The sequence below is a fragment of the Pseudomonas fluorescens genome (assembly GCF_902497625.1).
Lineage (GTDB): Bacteria > Pseudomonadota > Gammaproteobacteria > Pseudomonadales > Pseudomonadaceae > Aquipseudomonas > Aquipseudomonas fluorescens_BQ.
Genome location: NZ_CABVGX010000032.1, coordinates 35,821 through 54,692, shown reverse-complemented (window position 1 = coordinate 54,692; position 18,872 = coordinate 35,821). Strand labels below are relative to the sequence as shown.

Annotated in this window: 16 protein-coding genes and 1 riboswitch; of the genes, 3 read left to right on the top strand and 13 right to left on the bottom strand. The window is 60.1% G+C overall.

The annotated features are described in order from the left end of the window. Positions 1-26: 26 nt before the first annotated feature. Positions 27-1,241: a phosphoserine phosphatase SerB gene (gene serB / locus F8N12_RS19020; protein ID WP_150581857.1), complete on the bottom strand. Its 1,215-nt coding sequence runs from the start codon at positions 1,239-1,241 to the stop codon at positions 27-29. A 134-nt stretch (positions 1,242-1,375) separates the two neighbouring features. Between serB and F8N12_RS19015 the strand changes: the two genes are divergently transcribed. Next, positions 1,376-2,914, top strand: a complete 1,539-nt coding sequence (locus F8N12_RS19015; RefSeq protein WP_150581856.1) for an AhpA/YtjB family protein — start codon at positions 1,376-1,378, stop codon at positions 2,912-2,914. Positions 2,915-3,160: 246 nt separating this feature from the next. Here F8N12_RS19015 and F8N12_RS19010 read toward each other — a convergent pair whose 3' ends face one another. The 9 genes from F8N12_RS19010 to F8N12_RS18970 all read right to left on the bottom strand — a co-directional run bounded on the left by F8N12_RS19010 (position 3,161) and on the right by F8N12_RS18970 (position 12,589). Beyond that, complete coding sequence (locus F8N12_RS19010; RefSeq protein WP_150581855.1) at positions 3,161-3,871, bottom strand: membrane integrity-associated transporter subunit PqiC; 711 nt, start codon at positions 3,869-3,871, stop codon at positions 3,161-3,163. 185 nt (positions 3,872-4,056) lie between these two features. Then, positions 4,057-6,324: a DNA topoisomerase IV subunit A gene (gene parC / locus F8N12_RS19005; RefSeq protein ID WP_150581854.1), complete on the bottom strand. Its 2,268-nt coding sequence runs from the start codon at positions 6,322-6,324 to the stop codon at positions 4,057-4,059. A 7-nt stretch (positions 6,325-6,331) separates the two neighbouring features. Further along, positions 6,332-6,856, bottom strand: coding sequence for a TIGR02281 family clan AA aspartic protease (locus F8N12_RS19000; RefSeq protein ID WP_150581853.1), 525 nt, complete (start codon positions 6,854-6,856; stop codon positions 6,332-6,334). Further along, positions 6,853-7,842 (bottom strand): esterase-like activity of phytase family protein, encoded by a 990-nt coding sequence (locus F8N12_RS18995; RefSeq protein ID WP_150581852.1) that lies wholly within the window; start codon positions 7,840-7,842, stop codon positions 6,853-6,855. The genes F8N12_RS19000 and F8N12_RS18995 overlap by 4 nt, the downstream gene beginning before the upstream one ends. Then, complete coding sequence (gene parE, locus F8N12_RS18990; RefSeq protein ID WP_150581851.1) at positions 7,842-9,749, bottom strand: DNA topoisomerase IV subunit B; 1,908 nt, start codon at positions 9,747-9,749, stop codon at positions 7,842-7,844. The genes F8N12_RS18995 and parE overlap by 1 nt, the downstream gene beginning before the upstream one ends. Positions 9,750-9,802: 53 nt before the next feature. Further along, positions 9,803-10,411, bottom strand: coding sequence for a YqiA/YcfP family alpha/beta fold hydrolase (locus F8N12_RS18985; RefSeq protein WP_150581850.1), 609 nt, complete (start codon positions 10,409-10,411; stop codon positions 9,803-9,805). A gap of 205 nt (positions 10,412-10,616) precedes the next feature. Beyond that, positions 10,617-11,432: a 3',5'-cyclic-AMP phosphodiesterase gene (cpdA, locus tag F8N12_RS18980; RefSeq protein WP_150581849.1), complete on the bottom strand. Its 816-nt coding sequence runs from the start codon at positions 11,430-11,432 to the stop codon at positions 10,617-10,619. A gap of 96 nt (positions 11,433-11,528) precedes the next feature. Further along, positions 11,529-11,981, bottom strand: a complete 453-nt coding sequence (locus F8N12_RS18975; protein ID WP_028621977.1) for a DUF1249 domain-containing protein — start codon at positions 11,979-11,981, stop codon at positions 11,529-11,531. Then, positions 11,972-12,589, bottom strand: coding sequence for an NUDIX domain-containing protein (locus F8N12_RS18970; protein ID WP_150581848.1), 618 nt, complete (start codon positions 12,587-12,589; stop codon positions 11,972-11,974). The genes F8N12_RS18975 and F8N12_RS18970 overlap by 10 nt, the downstream gene beginning before the upstream one ends. Positions 12,590-12,803: 214 nt before the next feature. Between F8N12_RS18970 and F8N12_RS18965 the strand changes: the two genes are divergently transcribed. Beyond that, positions 12,804-13,550: an RsiV family protein gene (locus F8N12_RS18965; protein WP_150581847.1), complete on the top strand. Its 747-nt coding sequence runs from the start codon at positions 12,804-12,806 to the stop codon at positions 13,548-13,550. On the opposite strand, the gene cytX is transcribed toward F8N12_RS18965, so the two are convergent. From cytX to F8N12_RS28045, 3 genes are all read right to left on the bottom strand, one after another. Then, a complete protein-coding gene (gene cytX, locus F8N12_RS18960) occupies positions 13,519-14,811 on the bottom strand; it encodes a putative hydroxymethylpyrimidine transporter CytX (RefSeq protein WP_150581846.1) in 1,293 nt (430 codons plus the stop codon). The genes F8N12_RS18965 and cytX overlap by 32 nt on opposite strands. 200 nt (positions 14,812-15,011) lie before the next feature. After that, positions 15,012-16,901 carry a phosphomethylpyrimidine synthase ThiC gene (thiC, locus tag F8N12_RS18955; RefSeq protein WP_150581845.1) on the bottom strand — a complete coding sequence of 630 codons (1,890 nt, stop codon included), beginning with the start codon at positions 16,899-16,901 and terminating at the stop codon, positions 15,012-15,014. A 184-nt stretch (positions 16,902-17,085) separates the two neighbouring features. After that, a riboswitch (TPP riboswitch) is annotated at positions 17,086-17,191 on the bottom strand. A gap of 7 nt (positions 17,192-17,198) precedes the next feature. After that, the gene (locus F8N12_RS28045; RefSeq protein WP_263596523.1) at positions 17,199-17,327 is read right to left on the bottom strand and encodes a hypothetical protein; all 129 of its coding nucleotides are present in this window, start codon (positions 17,325-17,327) and stop codon (positions 17,199-17,201) included. Between the two features lie 65 nt (positions 17,328-17,392). Between F8N12_RS28045 and F8N12_RS18950 the strand changes: the two genes are divergently transcribed. Then, a complete protein-coding gene (locus F8N12_RS18950; protein ID WP_150581844.1) occupies positions 17,393-18,826 on the top strand; it encodes a TolC family outer membrane protein in 1,434 nt (477 codons plus the stop codon). The last annotated feature ends 46 nt before the right edge of the window (positions 18,827-18,872 follow it).

The window sequence follows — 18,872 nt, the reverse complement described above, 5'->3', positions numbered from 1 at the left end:
AGAGGCCGAATCAAGCGATTAAGAATTCAGAGCTGCCCGTCCCGATCGCGAAAGCCCAGCAAATACAACACCCCATCCAGCCCCAACGTGGAAATCGCCTGCTTCGCCGACTGCTTTACCAGTGGCTTGGCGCGGAAGGCCACGCCCAGCCCGGCAATCGCCAGCATCGGCAAATCGTTGGCACCGTCGCCGACCGCAATAGTCTGCTCCAGCCGCAAGCCTTCCTTGTGCGCCAGCTGTTTCAACAAATCAGCCTTGCGCTGCGCATCTACAATCGGCTCGACCGCGACACCGGTGACCTTGCCGTCGACCACTTCCAACTCATTGGCGAACACATAATCGATGCCCAGTTTGGCCTGCAGTTGCTTGGCGAAATAGGTAAAGCCACCTGACAGAATTGCAGTCTTGTAGCCCAGCCGCTTGAGCTCGGCGAACAAGGTTTCGGCACCTTCAGTCAGGCGCAGCGACGCGCCGATGGAGTCGAGCACGCTGACATCCAGCCCTTGTAAAAGAGCCAGACGCTCCTTGAAGCTGGCACGGAAATCCAGCTCACCCGCCATGGCCCGCTCGGTGATGGCCGACACCTGCTCACCCACGCCGGCCGCTTTCGCCAGTTCGTCGATGACCTCGGCCTCGATCAGCGTCGAGTCCATGTCGAACACCGCCAGACGGCGGTTGCGGCGAAACAGCGAATCCTCCTGAAACGCGATATCGACGTTCAGTTCCTGCGCGACACTGAGGAATTCGGCGCGCAATGCCTGGGAATCAGCCGCTTCTCCACGCACGGAGAACTCGATGCAACCCTTGCCCTTGTCGGCCGGGGTGTCCAGCGGCATACGCCCGGACAAACGATCGATGTGATCGATGTTCAGGCCATATTTGGCGGTGATGGAACTCACGCGCTGCAATTGCTCTGCCGTCACTTTGCGCGTCAACAGGGTGACAATGTGACGCTTTTTGCCCTGATTGCCGACCCACTGCTGGTAATCCTCTTCGGACACCGGCGTGAAGCGCACCTGCTGATCGAGCTCGTAGCCTTTGAACAGAATGTCCTTGAGTACCGACTTGCCCTGATCAGTGTCGGGAATTTCAACCAGGATGCCGAAGGACAGGGTGTCGTGGATCACTGCCTGACCGATGTCGAGAATGTTCACACCACCCTGGGCCAGAACACCGGTAATGGCCGCAGTCAGACCCGGACGGTCGACCCCCGTGATGTTTATCAGGACGATTTCGCGCAAGGCGCACCCCCGCAGGTGGAAAAAAACCGCATTCTACCCACTTTCAGTGACCATCGGGCACCGTCAACGCTTTGCCGGTACTGGGCCTGTCGCTATACTGCGCGTCAACTTCACGGACAAAGAGCCGAGCTCAAGTGAACCGGCCTACGCCAGTAAAAACCGACAACTTCTTTCTGCTGATCTTCCGTGCACTGCGTCATCGCCGTGTACCGATTGCACTTCGCATCGCCAGCCATAACGTGATCCTGGTCGCTCTGGCCCTGGTGATCTACGCCTGTGTGATGGGTTTGCAGTTCAAGCAGGCCATGCACGAACAGGCCGATGCGCTGGGTGAAAGCCTGACCACGCAGACCGCCACTTCGGCAACCGAGCTATTGGTGTCCAACGACATCCTCAGCCTCAACGTGCTGCTCAACAACCTGACCAAGAACAAGCTGGTGGCCCATGCGGCCATCTACAGCCCGGATAACCGCATCCTCGCCGAAGCCGGTCAGCGCCCCAAGCACAGCCTGCTGGGCGAAGCCGAGGGCATGTATCAGAGCAAGATCACTTTCCAGGATGTAACTGCCGGGCAGTTGCGCATCAGTCTGGACATGGATCAGTTCCAGCAGCCGATGACCATCAGCCTGCAGAGCATGGGTATCCTCAGCGCCATTCTGCTGGCACTGGCGCTGGCCTTGAGCTTGCGCCTTGGTCGCAACCTGACCACACCGCTGATGCAACTACGTGTCTGGCTGCGCAACATAGACGAATATACGCCGGGCACCGGCCGCCAGGACGAAATCGGCGACCTGGCTCGCCAACTGCACGCCAGCTACGCGCCGGAACCGGTCGAGCCGGAACCCGAGCCAGAGCCAGAGTTTGCAGACGTCGAGGACGTCGAGGACGACGAAGATGCCGATCCAGCCTTCGAAGTGCGTAACCTGCGCGATCCGAGCTTTGATGAGAGTCGCCCGGTAGCGGCGCTGAAGCCCGCGCCGAAGCGCGTTGTCAGCACTGTTGAAGATGACGAGGACGACGAAGACCCGTTCGCCGACCTGCGTGATGTCTCCGTAGGCACTGCGCCAAAACCACTGGTGAAGCCGCAACCATCGAACGTCCCGCAACACAGTGCAGTGCTCGCCGTGCAACTGGGCGCTCAGGATCAACTGCGCCGCTTGCCGCGCGCTCGCCTGGAAGAATTGCTCAAACGTTATCGTGATTGCCTCAATCAGGCCGCTTCGCTGTACGAGAGCGAATTGCACACGCTTAATGATGGCAGCACGCTGATGCTGTTCCACAGTGAAACCAGCGGTGACGATTACCTGACCAATGCAATTTGCTGTGGTGAATTGCTGCGAGCGCTGGGTCATCAGTTGCAGATCGAAGTCGCGGACAGCGGCATTACCCTGCAATTGCAGCTGGGTCTGACCTTAGGTGACGAGTTGTTCGGCCTGAGCCAGATCGACCTGCTGCTGACCGAGACTGCCCAGGATGCCCTGGCCTTGTCGCAACATAGCCGCAATCTGCTGCTGGTGGAACGCAAGATCAATGACGACCCGCTGATCCGCCAGCGTGCGCGGATCCGTCCGATAGCCAGCCCTGAGGGAGCTTGCTGCGTAGAACGATTGATGGAGCCGTACCCCTCAATGCTGGAACGGCAACTGGCGCGGATGCATGAGCGTCAGGCTTAAGCAGTAGCCCTGATGCAAAGAAGCCCGCAGACGAGTGATTGTCTGCGGGCTTTTTTGTTGCCTGTACCGCCGCAATCGCTGGCAAGCCAGCACCTACCGCACCGGTGGTGAACCCAGTATCGCGTGAACAGCCAACATCTGTGGAACTGGCTGGTCAGCGATAAGGCCAGCAGACACGATGAAAACCCACCCCGCAGATACAACAAAGCCCGCATCACTGCAGGCTTTGTCTTGAACCCGGCAACATCAGAACCTGAACACTTCCATGTCCGTACGAATCGGCGAGGCCATCGGAATCTTCGGCTGCTTATCTTTTTCCGCCGCTGGCGCCGCTGGTTTGGCAGCGGGCTTGCGGGCTTCGGCGATTGGCGGCTGATTGGCCAGTGGCTTGAGCGCTATCGCCAACTGCTCGGCCAGACGCTGCAGCAAAAGACCTTGTGCCTGGACTTGAGCAGCCGTACCGCCCCCATGCTCTTCCTGCAGATGAACGATGCGGTTGTCGCGCACCTTGCCGCGACGGTCGATCAGGCGCCACTGCGCATCGAGGATCGCCGGTTGCGATTCACCAGAGTCCAGACGGGTGATGCTCAACAGGACCTGAACATCCGGTGTAAAGCCAGCGGTCGCCGGCGACAGCACAACGCGCTGGCTGTCCAGATGCCCTGCGACCTGGCGCAGCAACAGCTGATCGATGTCGGAAGACAGGCTACCGGCCCAGCGGCCGTCGGTGGATGCCTGCAAACTGCCATCCGCCTGACGCTGCAGCAGCGTTTCGCGCTGCAGGTAATCCGCCACGGTTACCGGTCCCAGTAAAACGGCCATGCCTGTGCTTTGCGCAGGCGGCGCCGGACTGCCGCTGTCCAGCTGATACAACGACACTGGCTGGTGTACGCTGCAACCCGCCAGGCCAAGAACGCCAGCGAGCATTAAAATAAAAGGAAGGCGCAGAGCAGTCATCGTCCCATCCCGGTGGCCGCCACAAGGCTGACCACAGTGAAAATACTCAATAAATATGAAGAACGCTCGGCCACGCCGGCGCTGGAAAGGCCATATCATCCGTGAATATGCCTTCCGACTCCAGCGCCAAAGCACCGATCTACGCGTTATTTCGCAGATAGAGCGCTCTAGGATGGCATTCTCGGCTAATTGAGGTTTTCGACGAGCAGTGCATCCACTCGCTGGAAGCCACGTGGCAATTTGTTACCGCGACGTCCCCGCTCGCCTTTGTAATGTTCAAGGTCGTCCGCTTTAAGTGACAAGGTACGTTTTCCGGCCTGTAGCACCAGGGTGGCACCTTCCGGTAAAACCGCGATGTCGGTGACGTATTCTTCGCGGCTGGCCACACGCTCACCGGAAATCCCGATGATCTTGTTACCCTTGCCCTTACCTAATTGTGGCAGATCGCTGATCTTGAAGATCAACAGGCGACCTTCGGTCGTGACCGAGGCCAGCCAGTTATTTTCGCGATCGGAGACCGGACGCGGCAGAATGACTTTGGAATTGTTCGGCAGACTCAGCAGGGCCTTGCCGGCCTTGTTCTTCGCCTGGAAGTCTTCGCCCTTGACCACAAACCCGTAACCGGCGTCGGAGGCGATCACATAAAGTGAATCGTCTTCCGGCATCAGCACGCACTCGAAACTCGCGCCCGGCGGCGGCGTCAGGCGGCCGGTCAAGGGTTCGCCCTGGCCCCGTGCTGATGGCAAGGTGTGCGACGGCACCGAATAGCTGCGCCCTGTGGAGTCGATAAATACCGCAAACTGGTTGGAACGCCCCGGCGCCAACGCTTTGAAACCGTCCCCGGCTTTGTAGGAAAGACCTGTAGCATCAATGTCATGCCCTTTGGCGGAGCGAACCCAGCCTTTTTCCGACAGGACCACAGTCACTTTCTCGTTCGGCAACAGGTCGTGCTCAGTCAGTGCCTTGGCTTCAGCGCGCTCGACGATTGGCGAACGACGGTCATCACCGTACGTTTCGGCGTCCTTGATCAGCTCGGTGCGTACCAGTTTCTTCAGTTTGGCTTCGCTGCCCAGCAAGGCTTGCAGCTTGGCTTGTTCCTTGAGCAGTTCATCCTGCTCGGCACGCAACTTCATTTCTTCCAGTCGCGCCAACTGACGCAAACGGGTGTCGAGAATGTAGTCGGCCTGGATTTCGCTCAGGGCGAAACGTGCGATTAATGCTGCTTTGGGGTGCTCCTCGGTGCGGATGATGTGGATCACTTCATCCAGATTGAGGTACGCAATCAGCAAACCATCCAACAGGTGCAGGCGACGCTCGACCTTGTCGAGGCGGAATTGCAAACGCCTGCGCACTGTCCGCACGCGGAACTCCAGCCACTCCACCAACAGCGCGCGCAGGTTTTTCAACTGCGGCTTGCCATCCAGACCAATGATATTGATGTTGACCCGGTAGCTCGATTCAAGCTCGGTGCTGGCGAACAAGTGCTGCATCAGCGCATCGTGGTCGAAGTTTTTCCGTGCGCCCGGGATGATCACGATGCGGCACGGGTTTTCGTGATCGGACTCATCACGCAAATCGGCAATCTGCGGCGCCTTGGACGGCTTGGCTTGCATCATGGCCGCGATCTGTTCCAGTACCTTGGCGCCGGAAACCTGATGCGGCAACGCGGTGACGATGATGTCGCCGTCTTCAATGTGGTAAACAGCGCGCATGCGCACTGAGCCCTTGCCGGTTTCGTACATTTTCAGCAGGTCGGCGCGCGGCGTGATGATTTCTGCTTCGGTCGGATAATCCGGGCCCTGGATATGCTCGCAGAGTTGTTCAACCGTGGCTTTGGGCTCGTCGAGCAAGCGAACGCAAGCGGTCGCCACCTCGCGCAGGTTGTGCGGCGGTACATCGGTGGCCATGCCGACGGCAATGCCGGTGGTGCCATTGAGCAGGATATTCGGCAGACGCGCCGGCAACACCAAGGGCTCATCGAGGGTGCCGTCGAAGTTCGGGCCCCAGTCCGCCGTGCCCTGGCCCAGTTCGCTGAGCAGCACTTCGGAATAGCGCGACAGCCGCGCTTCGGTGTAACGCATGGCGGCGAAGGACTTCGGATCATCCGGCGCACCCCAGTTGCCCTGACCGTCGACCAGCGTATAGCGATAGCTGAACGGTTGGGCCATCAGGACCATGGCTTCGTAGCACGCCGAGTCGCCGTGCGGGTGAAACTTGCCGAGCACGTCACCGACGGTTCGCGCCGATTTCTTGTGCTTGGAGTCGGCATCCAGGCCCAGCTCGCTCATGGCGTAGATAATGCGTCGCTGTACCGGTTTCAGGCCGTCGCCGATATGCGGCAAGGCACGGTCCATGATCACGTACATGGAATAGTTGAGGTAGGCACTTTCGGTGAAGTCAGCCAGCGATCGGCGTTCAATGCCGTCTAAGCTGTCTGCAAGGATGTCGCTCATGCGGGCCTCATCGGTTCGTTGTCTGGCGCAGCAGCATGGTGCCACCGCGCTGGGTAAATTCAAGTTGGTTCAGGGCGCTCATGCCGAGCAGCACCTGGTTGCCTTCAAGGCCTGGCACGACCAGTCCGCGAATATCGCGCAGGACAATTTCGCCCAGTTGCAAACGCTGGATGCGGGTTCGATAGCCTTCGGTTCGGCCACTGGCGGTGCTCAACGTCACGGCGAAACCTTTCTCAAGCTTCAGCCGTTGCGCCAGGCCGCCGGGAATGGCGACATCAGTCGCCCCGGTATCCAGCATGAAATCCACCGGCTGACCGTTGATCTGGCCACTGGCGACGAAGTGTCCCTGACTGTTGCCGACCAGTTTCACTTCGATGAAACCTTCGCCCTGCTCCGAGCTGACCACTGCATTGGGATTCTGCTGGCGCTGCTCCCACTGGCCGAAAAAGCGCGTGGCCAGAAACAGCGCCGCGCACCAGGCCAGCACCATCAGCACGCGGCCGATGCGTTTGCCCGGCGTCTGCTGGCTCATGGCGTGGCGCTCCAGCCACCTTCCGGCGCGGCAAAACGCCAGACAACCGGGCGCTGCTCGCCATCGGCGCGAGCAGTGAAATTGTTGTCGATGCCGACCCAGGCGCCCTCCGCGTCGATCACCAACGCTTCAGTCAGCCCGTAGGGTTGCGGATAGCGCCGGTTCGGCAGCATTGCTTCATCGGCAAATGACCAGCAGCGTTCGACCTTGGCGGTGTGCGCATCACGACGGCAGATCTCCAGGTCGAAGCGTTCAAGGGTGAACAACTTTCCGTCGAACAAGGACAGATCAGCGAAATCCCGCGAGACGGCCTTGGTTTTGCTGAATTGCGGCGGCTGCATTTCCTTGCCGGCTTCGCTGAGCAGCACGCAGCCGCCGTCGCAATCCCAGACAGTTTGCTTGCGCTTGAGCAACAGCAGACCGCGCCGCTCGCGCTCGGCTGCGAGCCACAAATGATCGCCGTCTGGATTGATCGCCAGGCCCTCGAACAACGAGTTGAAGTTCAACAGCAAGCCACTGGCACGCGCTTCGCGAACCAGCATCGGCGAAATCTTCAGCCATGACGCCGGGCCGAACAGCGGCACTTGCAAAACAGCGGCGTGCGACTCACTGACGATGTAACGGGTGCCAATGCTGTCGCAGGTGATGCCTTCGAAATCCAGGTCCCCCCCGCGAACGAAAGACGCGACCCAGGTGCGCGAGCGCAAACCCCAAGGCAAACCGCTGTCGGGGACCGGCGGTGCATCGATGTGCACGGTTTGCGCTTGCCAGGTGCTTTGGCGGGTGTCGAGGCGGTAGATCTGCCCGTCGTCGCGGTCCGACACCGTCCACAAATCCTTGCCACACTGCGCCAACCCGGACAGGTTGCCGCCGTGCATGCCGTCCACCGCGTGCTCGGCTAACAGGCGCAACTGTGGAGTCGGTGCGGCCAACGCCGACAGCGAACTCACAAGCAACGCACAGGCCAAGGCGAAGCCAACCCGCATCAGCCAAGAACCTCGGCCAGATTGCCCTTGGACTCGAGCCAGGTCTTGCGGTCGCCGGCGCGCTTTTTCGCCAGCAGCATGTCCATCATTTCCGCCGTGGCCTCGTAGGTGTCGCCCAGCGTCAGCTGGACCAGGCGCCGGGTGTTCGGGTCCATGGTGGTTTCGCGCAGCTGCGGCGGGTTCATTTCACCCAAGCCCTTGAATCGGGTCACTTGCACCTTGCCGCGTTTTTTCTCGGCGACCAGACGATCGAGGATGCCATCGCGCTCGGCTTCATCCAGGGCGTAGTAAATTTCCTTGCCGAGGTCGATCCGGTACAGCGGCGGCATGGCCACGTAGACGTGACCGGCATCCACCAACGGGCGGAAATGCTGGACGAACAAGGCGCAAAGCAGCGTCGCAATGTGCAGGCCGTCGGAGTCGGCGTCGGCGAGGATGCAGATCTTGCCGTAGCGCAGCTGGCTCAAGTCTGCCGCGCCTGGATCTACGCCAATGGCCACGGCGATGTTGTGCACTTCCTGGCTCGCCAGCACTTCGCTGCCGTCGACTTCCCAAGTGTTCAGAATCTTGCCGCGCAAGGGCAGGATGGCTTGAAACTCTTTGTCCCGCGCTTGCTTGGCGGAACCGCCGGCGGAATCACCTTCCACCAGGAACAGTTCGGATCGCATCGGATCCTGCCCGGCGCAATCGGCGAGTTTGCCCGGCAATGCCGGGCCCGCAGTGATGCGTTTGCGCTCGACCTTTTTGCTCGCCTTCAGACGGCGGCCGGCGTTGTTGATCGCCAGTTCGGCCAGGAGCATGCCGGTTTCCGGGTGAGCATTGAGCCACAGGCTGAATGCGTCCTTGACCACGCCGGAGACAAACGCCGCCGCTTCGCGGGACGACAAGCGTTCTTTGGTCTGACCGGAGAACTGCGGTTCCTGCATTTTCATCGAGAGGACGAAGGCGATGCGTTCCCAGACGTCTTCCGGGGCCAGCTTCACGCCGCGCGGCAGCAGGCTGCGGAACTCGCAGAACTCACGCATGGCGTCGAGCAGGCCCTGACGCAAGCCGTTGACGTGAGTCCCGCCCTGCGCCGTCGGGATGAGGTTGACGTAACTTTCCTGCACGCTGTCGCCACCTTCCGGCAACCACAGCAGCGCCCAATCGACTGCTTCCTTGTTACCGGCGAGGCTGCCGCAGAAAGGCTCATTTGGCAGTCGTTCGAATTCGCTGACGGCGTCAACCAGGTACGAGCGCAGGCCGTCTTCGTAATGCCATTCGACTTTCTCGCCGGTGCCTTTGTCTTCAAAGCTGACCAACAGGCCCGGGCACAGAACGGCCTTGGCCTTGAGCACGTGCTTGAGACGGCTGATGGAAAATTTCGGCGAGTCGAAATATTTCGGGTCCGGGGCGAAGAACACGCTGGTGCCGGTGTTGCGCTTGCCAACGGTCCCGACCACTTCCAGTTCGGTTTTCTTGTAACCATCGGCGAACGTCATCTGGTATTCGTTGCCGTCACGCTTGACGCGTACCCGGACTTCGGTCGACAAGGCATTGACCACCGAAATACCCACGCCGTGCAGACCGCCGGAGAACTGGTAGTTCTTGTTGGAAAACTTGCCGCCCGCATGGAGTTTGGTGAGGATCAACTCGACCCCGGAAACGCCCTCTTCCGCGTGAATGTCCACCGGCATGCCGCGGCCGTCGTCGCTGACTTCGAGGGAATGATCGGCATGCAGGATGACCTGAACCGAGGAGGCGTGGCCGGCCAGGGCTTCGTCGACGCTGTTGTCGATGACTTCCTGAGCGAGGTGATTAGGCCGACTGGTGTCGGTGTACATGCCGGGACGTTTACGCACCGGGTCGAGGCCCGAGAGGACTTCGATGGCGTCGGCGTTATAAGAGCTAGCGCTGGGAGTGGCCATAAGGTCTCGTCGTCAGTGTCTGTAAAAAATAGGGTCAGTCAAAGAAGCGGGACTCACAGTGCGGTGAAATCGATCGCTTGGTAAACGTCTGCGCCGATGCCGGCGAAACTCAGCATCGCCGGCAGTTGCGCGGCAAAGCCCTGAAAACTGTGGTCGCCACCGGCCTGGATGCGCAAGGCACAGGCTCGGTAATACTGCTGGGCGAGGCGATAATCCAGCGTTTCATCGCCGGTCTGCAACCATACCTGAAACAGCTGCGGATCCTTAGGTGCCGGCACTTCCAGCGCGGCCAGGGCCGTGACGTGATCGTGGGTCAATTCCCAGGTTTCTTCGGTGTACAGGTTTTTCTGCGTCCCCAGGTACCCGTCGAACATCCGGTGCGGGCTGACGGCAGGATTGATCAACAGGGCCTTGAGGCCATGGCGCTCGGCCAGGTGAGTCGCATAGTAGCCGCCGAGTGAGCTGCCGACCAGCAATGGCCGCCCCAGCTGCGAAATCGCCTCTTCGAGCTGACCGATGGCCTCGCGCGGGTGATGATGCAGCGCCGGCACACGCAAATGATCACTCAAGCCCAGACGGCCCATCACATCGATCAACTGGCAGGCCTTCTTCGACGAAGGTGCGCTATTGAAACCGTGGATATAAAGGATCGAACCGGACATCTGAGCTCCCTGTGCCTTGGGTAAAGAAGGCGGAGTTTACAGGGTGTTGGGGGGTGTTGGGCCAGCACGCGCGGAAATGAATGTGATCCCTGTAGGAGCTGTCGAGTGCAACGAGGCTGCGATCTTTTGATTTATTTTTTGAAGCAGGATCAAATGATCGCAGCCTCGTTGCACTCGACAGCTCCTACAGGTGGAGTTCGTGGTGTCAGTAACCGTTTGAGCCGTAATCAACCTCGAACTCAAACCCGGTCACCCGCTCAACCCCGGTTTCGAGCTGGCCATCAGGCAAGAGCCGCAACCAGCGATACCCCGGTGCCTGCATACCCACCTTGAAATCTTCGCTGCCCGGTTCGAACTGAATGCAGGTTGACGGCGACGCCATCAGACGCACGCCGTTACGCATCTCGTCGAACTGCTGATGCACATGCCCCCAGAGCACCGCGCGCACCTGCGGGAAACGGTCGAGCACAGCAAACAACGCATCGGGATTGCGCAAGCCAATCGGCTCCATCCACGCACACCCGATGGAGACCGGATGATGGTGAAAACACACCAGATGATGACGCTCTGGCGTTTCGCTGAGCGAGCAGGCCAGCCGTTGCAACTGCTCGTCCTGCAGAAACCCCGGCACCGAACCCGGCACCGCCGAATCGAGCAAGGTCACGCGCCAGTTGCCGACGTCCACCACCGACTCCAGCAACGCACTCTGGACCGCCGCTTCAGCCATGAGCTGCGGCTCATCATGGTTGCCCGGAATCCAGCGCGCCGGCGCGTCGAGCTGGCGGGTCAGGTCGCGAAACTGCTGATAGGACTCCAGCGTGCCGTCCTGGGAAATATCGCCGCTGGCAATGATCAGGTCGATCTGCGGCTGTTGCTGCCGGACCAGTTCGATCACCCGCTGCAGGCTGTCGCGGGTGTTCATGCCCAGCAGCGTACCCTGCGCTTCGGCAAACAAATGGCTGTCGGAGAGCTGCACCAGCAGCGCCGAATCGGCGGTGGTCAATGTCGATACGCTCGGCAAGGCGTTCTCCCAGGGCTGGTCACGGGATGGATGAATGCCGCGATTATGCTGGGGGATGACCGAAAGAGGAACGCGTGAACCTGACGCAGTTCACACTTAGCGTACGACTTCGTACTCATGTCCCAGCGCAAGACAATGGCTCAACCACTCGCCGAGGAACAGGTTCAGTTGGGCTTTTTCGTCCGGCTGGTGCATCGCGGCGTTCGGGTAAGGATAGATGCCGCGGAAGCGTCGTGCATGTTCGGCACTGACCACTTCGGCCATGCAGGCGTCGTGATAGACCTGAACTTCCAGTTGCGGCACCGGCAGCCACGGCAGGCTGTGTTCCTGGCGCACTTGCAGGGTCGTGGTGTACGGGCAGACTTGCAGCACTTCGAGAGCAAGCACACCCAGCATCTGGTCGCCGTGGGTCACGGCAATGCGCCGTGCCGCCGGCTCGCTGCGCATGTCTGGCAGCAGTCGCATGAGGCGCGCGTAATTGGCCTCGCAGGAGGCTTGCAGGCTTACAAGGTCAACCCGATAGCGATCGCGCAGCTTGTTTACGACCATAACCCCCTCACTTCAGCGCGGTTCAACGCCAACCATTGCAAGGCAATGATGCTGGCCGCGTTGGCAATACGTCCGTCACGTACGGCTTGCAGGGCATCTTCGAAAGCCCACACCGTCACGCGAATATCTTCCGCTTCTTCCTCCAGCCCATGCAGGCCGCCAGCCCCGGTTGTCTCGCAACGGCCCAGGTACAAATGCACGAACTCATTGCTGCCGCCCGGCGATGGAAAATATTTGGTCATCGGCCAGAGCGCTCCGAATACCAGCCCAGCTTCCTCCTGCGCCTCGCGGTGAGCAACTGCTTCCGGTTCTTCATCCTTGTCGATCAGACCGGCAACCAGTTCAATCAGCCACGGGTTATCCGTCTTGCCCATGGCGCCCACGCGAAACTGCTCGATCAGCACCACTTCGTCACGCTGCGGGTCATACGGCAGCACACACACGGCGTCATGGCGGACAAACACTTCCCGATTGATTTCGCGGCTCATGCCGCCAGCGAACAATTCGTGGCGCAAGTGCACGCGATCGAGCTTGTAAAAACCCTCGTAGCACTTTTCGCGCCGAACGATCTCGACGGCAGACGGAATGGCGTTGGCAAAATCAGTCATGACAATCCTCGTTTAAACAAATCCGTTGCGAAGCTCCAGCCTCGACTTCGCGCCATCCTAACGCGCTCGCGACATTTGATGCAGCCCCTTTCCAGCCAGCGGGATAGACGGTGAGGGCGAAAGCAACTCTAATGAGCTTAGTGGCGAACTGATTCCCTCGCTGGCAGTCGAAGCGGGTAACTTTTCGCCTTTCCCTGTTTTATGAAGGACGCCCATGTCGCTTTTTAAAATCGCCTCCGTGGCTGCAATCGCCCTGACCCTGGGCGCCTGCCAGAGTTTGTTCCAGCCCAACTATCGGGCGCCGCTGGAGACCACCCGCGATGCTTCCGAACAACTGAAACCCGGCTGCGCCAGTCAGGATTGTCCGCTGGTGAACATCGACACGCTGCGTTTTCCCGGCGAACCACAACTGGACGGCATCGTTGAAAAACGCCTGTTGCAAATGACCCGCACTGCCCCCGACGCACCGGTGGCGCCTACCCTGGCCGCGTATCGCGACGAGTTCCTGCGCATCGCCGGCCCACGCAATAGCAGCTACCTGCAAGCGAAAGTACGCGAGCAGCATGACGGCTTGGTGATCATCGAGTTTTCCAGCTACCTGGACACCGGCGGTGCGCATGGCACGCCGGGTCGCAGTTTCATCAACTATTCGCGCCAGCAGCATAAAGTGCTGACGCTGTCGGACATGTTGCTGCCGGGCCAGGAAGAAGCATTCTGGAAAGCGGCGCAAGTCGCGCACAACAGCTGGCTGATCAGCACCAAGCTTGATCAGGAACCGGAATTCCTCAAACAGTGGCAATTCCAGAAAACCCAGAACGTGGCGCTGACCTACGGCGGCGTGATCCTCAAGTACGAAACAAGCACCATCGCACCGTATGCGCTGGGACACGTCGAATTGAAGATCCCTTATCCGCGCCTGAACGGCATCCTCAAGCCCGAGCTGTTTCCCGGCCGTAGCTGAAGGCTCGACCGAGCACCAACTGCAGCAGCCCTGCCACGATCAACGCGGGCAGGGTTGCGCCGATGTCCGGATACAAGTTCGCCAGCAGATGATACGTGCCCACCCCGCCCAGCCAGGCGAGCAGCGCCGGCCAGCGCAACGCGGCGGACGCGACCTGGGCACTGCGTTTGCGCAGAATGAAGTGATCCACCAGGACCACGCCGAACAGCGGCGCGAACACCGACCCGATCAACAGCAGGAAGTTCTGGTATTGAGCCAGTGGCGCCAGCAAGGCGATCAGGGTGCAGACCACCCCGATGGCCAGTGCCAGATGCTCGACCTTCAAACGCGAGAGCATGCTGCTGGAAACCGCCGCCGAATGAATATCGGCAAAGGCGTTTTCCGATTCATCCAGCAGAATCAGCAGCAGTGGAATGCCCAACCCGGCCCCTGCCAATGCCAACAGTAAGGCGTTCACTTCACCGCTCGGCGCGAACGCCAGGGTGTAAGCCACGCCCAGGCTCATCAGCCAGAAATTGCCGATGAAGAAACCGATCGCGGTGCCGCCGAACACGTTTTTCGCGCGCTTACCGAACCGCGAGTAGTCGGCGATCAGCGGCAACCACGACAGCGGCATGGCGATCGCGATGTCGAAACCCACCGCGAACGGCATCGAACCGTCACCGGCCTGGGCCCACAATGCCGGCAGATCAGCCTTTGCAAACAGGTTCCAGGTCAGCCAGATGCACGCCGCCAGCAACAGCCAGATGCCCCACTTGCGCAGGATCTGCCGCACGAACGTCAACGGCCCGCTCACAGCCAGCAAGGTCGCCAGGCCGCCGAAGAACAGGGTCCACAACAGCGGATTCGAGAGCAGGCTGGCTTCGCTGAACGCGCGGGCGCCCAACAGGCTGGCGGCGTCGCGCATGACGATGATTTCAAACGACCCCCAGCCGATCAGTTGCAGCAGGTTCAGCACCGCCGGCAGGCTCGCGCCATGCCTGCCAAGACTGAGCTTGAGGGCGGCCATCGACGACAGGCCGGTGTCACTGCCGATCACGCCGACGGCGGCCAGCAGCAGAACGCCGACCAGCGTTCCGAGAAAAATCGCCAGCAATGAACCGGACAGGCCCAGACCAGGCGCAAGCAGTGCGCCGGTCTGCAACACCATCAGGCCAATGCCGAGGGAGAACCACAGGGAAAAAAGATCGCGACCGCCGAACACACGCTTGGCGGCCGGCACGGCCAGGTCGGGGGAATAAGTACTGGGTTGAATGCTCAAGGGTGTTATCTCAGAGGGACATTTGTTGTTGTGTTGACCTACCCGATCCCTTGTGGCGAGGGGGCTTGCCCCCGTTGGGCTGCGCAGCAGCCCCAAAACAGGCGACCGAGTTCTATCTCTCAGAACTCATCACCAGATTTACGCCCGCTTCGCGGCCGAACGGGGGCAAGCCCCCTCGCCACAGGGTGATCAGTACGGGATCAAACCTTCTTGTAAAGCTGACTGCCTTCCTGCTTGAACCGCTCGGCCTGGTCCGCCAGGCCTTGGGCGACTTCGGCGTCGATGCTTTCGGCCTGCTGGTTGGCCGCGTATTCACGGACTTCCTGGGTGATCTTCATTGAGCAGAATTTCGGCCCGCACATCGAGCAGAAATGCGCGACTTTGGCCGAATCCTTCGGCAACGTTTCATCGTGATACGAACGCGCGGTGTCCGGATCCAGGCCAAGGTTGAACTGGTCTTCCCAACGGAACTCGAACCGCGCCTTGCTCAAGGCATCGTCACGAATCTGCGCGCCTGGATGACCCTTGGCGAGGTCGGCCGCATGCGCCGCAATCTTGTAGGTGATGATCCCGGTCTTCACGTCATCCTTGTTCGGCAGGCCCAAGTGCTCTTTCGGCGTGACGTAGCACAGCATCGCGCAACCGAACCAACCGATCATCGCCGCACCGATACCGGACGTGATGTGGTCGTAACCCGGGGCGATATCAGTGGTCAGCGGGCCGAGGGTGTAGAACGGGGCCTCGTCGCAGCACTCGAGCTGCTTGTCCATGTTCTCTTTGATCAACTGCATCGGCACGTGGCCAGGCCCTTCGATCATGGTTTGCACATCGTGCTTCCAGGCGATCTTGGTCAGCTCGCCAAGGGTTTCCAGTTCACCGAACTGCGCGGCATCGTTGGCGTCGGCAATCGAACCAGGACGCAGGCCATCGCCGAGCGAGAAGCTGACGTCGTAAGCCTTCATGATTTCGCAGATCTCTTCGAAATGCGTGTAGGCGAAGTTCTCTTTATGGTGCGCCAGGCACCACTTGGCCATGATCGAACCGCCACGGGAGACGATGCCGGTCACGCGTTTGGCGGTCAGCGGCACGTAGCGCAGCAATACGCCCGCGTGGATGGTGAAGTAGTCGACGCCTTGTTCGGCCTGTTCGATCAGGGTGTCGCGGAACAGCTCCCAGGTCAGATCTTCGGCAGCGCCACCGACTTTTTCCAGCGCCTGATAGATCGGCACGGTACCGATCGGGACGGGCGAGTTGCGAATGATCCACTCGCGGGTTTCATGGATGTGCTTGCCGGTCGACAAGTCCATGATGTTGTCCGCGCCCCAACGAATGCCCCAGGTGAGCTTCGCCACTTCTTCTTCGATTGACGAGCCCAGGGCGCTGTTGCCGATGTTGCCGTTGATCTTCACCAGGAAGTTACGGCCGATGATCATCGGTTCCAGTTCGGTGTGGTTGATGTTGGCCGGGATGATCGCGCGACCGCGGGCGATTTCTTCACGGACGAATTCGGGTGTGATGATTTTCGGCACACTGGCGCCGAAGCTGTGGCCGCCGTGTTGCGTGTTCAGCAGACCGGCGGCGCGGGCCACTTCCAGCTTCATGTTTTCGCGGATGGCGACGTATTCCATCTCGGGCGTGATAATGCCCTGACGCGCGTAGTGCATTTGAGTGACGTTACGCCCGGCCTTGGCACGGCGCGGATTGTTCACGTGGGCGAAGCGCAGCTTGGTCAGCTCTGGATCGGCCAGACGCTCGCGGCCAAAATTCGAACTCAGTCCGGCCAGACGCTCGGTGTCGCCACGGGCTTCGATCCACGGCGAACGCACGTCGGCGAGGCCTTTGCGCACATCGATGATGACGTTGGGGTCGGTGTACGGGCCCGAGGTGTCGTACACAATGACCGGCGCGTTGATTTCGCCGCCCATGTCGGTCGGGGTCACATCGAGGCTGATTTCGCGCATCGGAACGAGGATGTCCGGGCGAGAACCCTGAACATAGATCTTTTGCGAGCGGGAAAAGGGCTGAACCGATTGTTGATCGACCTGCGCCGAGTCACTGAGGTTGGTTACGTTTTTTAGTTTTATCGTCATCACGGGCTCTCCAGACAGCATCCAGGCAGTGGATTTTTGTCGGAGCGAACCTGTAAACGAATGGACGCACGGGCGCTGATGAAACCAGCTGTGCTGTGCTCGGTACGCGAGGGCTGTCGATTGTCGATTGTCGATTGTCGATTGTCGAACAACATCCCGGACGAAGCACAAGAGGACTCGCCGGGTGACGAGAAATCTTGTTCCCTACGCAGGCGCTAACCTGATCAGGTTCAACGGGATCCGAAATTATTCGATCTCAGCCTCATAGCAAGGCACCCCGACAAGAACCCGGCCAGTCTAGACACAACTGACAAAGAACGCCAACACCGCGGTAAACACCGTGATGAATGGCGCAATTACAGGATTGTTGCCGAACGTGTGCGCAACTACACTCGCTACGCCGCGCAGCAGATTGACGCTGCGCATCAGAATCGCCCACGTTGCGCTGTGAAACGGCGCGAATCTTCAGTGTAATTTTTAGGGATGGCCGCATGCTGCGCAAACTTTCACTGGCCCTTGCCGTGTCTTGTGCTTCCAATGGAATGGCCTGGGCTGCCGAAGCGCCCTTATCCACCTATACCGATCTGGTCAGCGTTTATCAGGAAGCGGTAGACAACAACGCCGACCTCGCTGCTGCACGCGCGCAATACGGCGCGCAGAAAGAAGTCGTGCCCCAGGCCCGTGCCGGGCTGCTGCCGAACCTGTCCGGCGGTGGCCAGATCGCCGATGTGCGCACCGATATCAATCAGCCGTCGGCCGTGGCCAGCCGCAGCGCCAACTCTTATCAGGCGACGCTTTCCCAGCCACTGTTTCGCGCTGATCGCTGGTTCCAGTATCAGGCGGCCAAGGACGTCAACGAGCAGGCCGCGCTGCAACTGTCGGCGACCGAGCAAAACCTGATTCTGCAAAGCGCGGAAAGCTATTTCAACGTGCTGCGCAGTCAGGACAACCTGGCGTCGACCAAAGCCGAAGAAGCCGCGTTCAAGCGTCAGCTCGATCAGTCCAACGAGCGTTTTGACGTCGGTCTGTCGGACAAGACCGATGTGCTGCAATCCCAGGCCAGCTACGACACCGCGCGGGCCAACCGGATTGTTGCGCAGCGCCAGGTGGATGACGCTTTCGAAGCATTGATCACACTGACCAACCGTCAGTACAACTCGATTCAAGGCATCGTTCACACCTTGCCGATTCTGCCGCCAGCGCCGAATGACGCCAAGTCGTGGGTCGACACCGCCGCCCGACAGAATCTCAATCTGCTGGCCAGCAACTACGCGGTCAGCGCCGCTGAAGAAACCCTCAGACAGCGCAAGGCCGGGCATGCACCGACCGTGGATGCGGTAGCGCGCTACGAAAAGGGCGACAACGATTCCTTCGGCTTCAGCAATCCCAACGCATTCGGCCAGGCTTACGGTGGCCCGGTCGAGCAGCGCACGCTGGCGCTGCAGTTGAATATTCCGATCTACAGTGGCGGCCTGACCAGCTCACAAGTGCGCGAGTCTTATGCGCGCTTGAATCAGACCGAACAACAGCGTGAAGGCTTGCGTCGGCAAGTGGTGGAAAATACCCGCAACCTGCACCGCGCGGTGAACACCGATGTGGAACAGGTGCAGGCGCGCAAGCAGTCGATCATCTCTAACCAGAGCGCCGTGGAAGCGACGGAAATCGGCTATCAGGTGGGCACGCGCAATATCGTCGACGTGCTGGATGCCCAGCGTCAGCTGTACACCTCGGTGCGCAATTACAACAACACCCGTTACGACTACATCCTCGACAATCTGCGTTTGAAGCAAGCGGCCGGCACGCTGAACCCGGGAGATCTGCTGGACCTGAAACGTTATCTCAAGGCCGACTACAACCCGGACAAGGATTTCCTTCCGCCGGATCTGGCCAAGGCTGCGGCAGAGCAACTCAAGGCCCGGCCCTGACAGCAACAGCAACAGCAACAGCAACAGCAACAGCTTCGCGAGCAAG

Coding starts and splice junctions, on each gene's coding strand:
- F8N12_RS19010 (WP_150581855.1), bottom strand. CDS start 3,871: ATGACTGCTCTGCGCCTTCCTTTTATTTTAATGCTCGCTGGCGTTCTT.
- parC (WP_150581854.1), bottom strand. CDS start 6,324: ATGAGCGACATCCTTGCAGACAGCTTAGACGGCATTGAACGCCGATCG.
- F8N12_RS19000 (WP_150581853.1), bottom strand. CDS start 6,856: ATGAGCCAGCAGACGCCGGGCAAACGCATCGGCCGCGTGCTGATGGTG.
- F8N12_RS18995 (WP_150581852.1), bottom strand. CDS start 7,842: ATGCGGGTTGGCTTCGCCTTGGCCTGTGCGTTGCTTGTGAGTTCGCTG.
- parE (WP_150581851.1), bottom strand. CDS start 9,749: ATGGCCACTCCCAGCGCTAGCTCTTATAACGCCGACGCCATCGAAGTC.
- F8N12_RS18985 (WP_150581850.1), bottom strand. CDS start 10,411: ATGTCCGGTTCGATCCTTTATATCCACGGTTTCAATAGCGCACCTTCG.
- F8N12_RS18975 (WP_028621977.1), bottom strand. CDS start 11,981: ATGGTCGTAAACAAGCTGCGCGATCGCTATCGGGTTGACCTTGTAAGC.
- F8N12_RS18970 (WP_150581848.1), bottom strand. CDS start 12,589: ATGACTGATTTTGCCAACGCCATTCCGTCTGCCGTCGAGATCGTTCGG.
- F8N12_RS18965 (WP_150581847.1), top strand. CDS start 12,804: ATGTCGCTTTTTAAAATCGCCTCCGTGGCTGCAATCGCCCTGACCCTG.
- thiC (WP_150581845.1), bottom strand. CDS start 16,901: ATGACGATAAAACTAAAAAACGTAACCAACCTCAGTGACTCGGCGCAG.
- F8N12_RS28045 (WP_263596523.1), bottom strand. CDS start 17,327: ATGCGCAGCGTCAATCTGCTGCGCGGCGTAGCGAGTGTAGTTGCGCAC.
- F8N12_RS18950 (WP_150581844.1), top strand. CDS start 17,393: ATGCTGCGCAAACTTTCACTGGCCCTTGCCGTGTCTTGTGCTTCCAAT.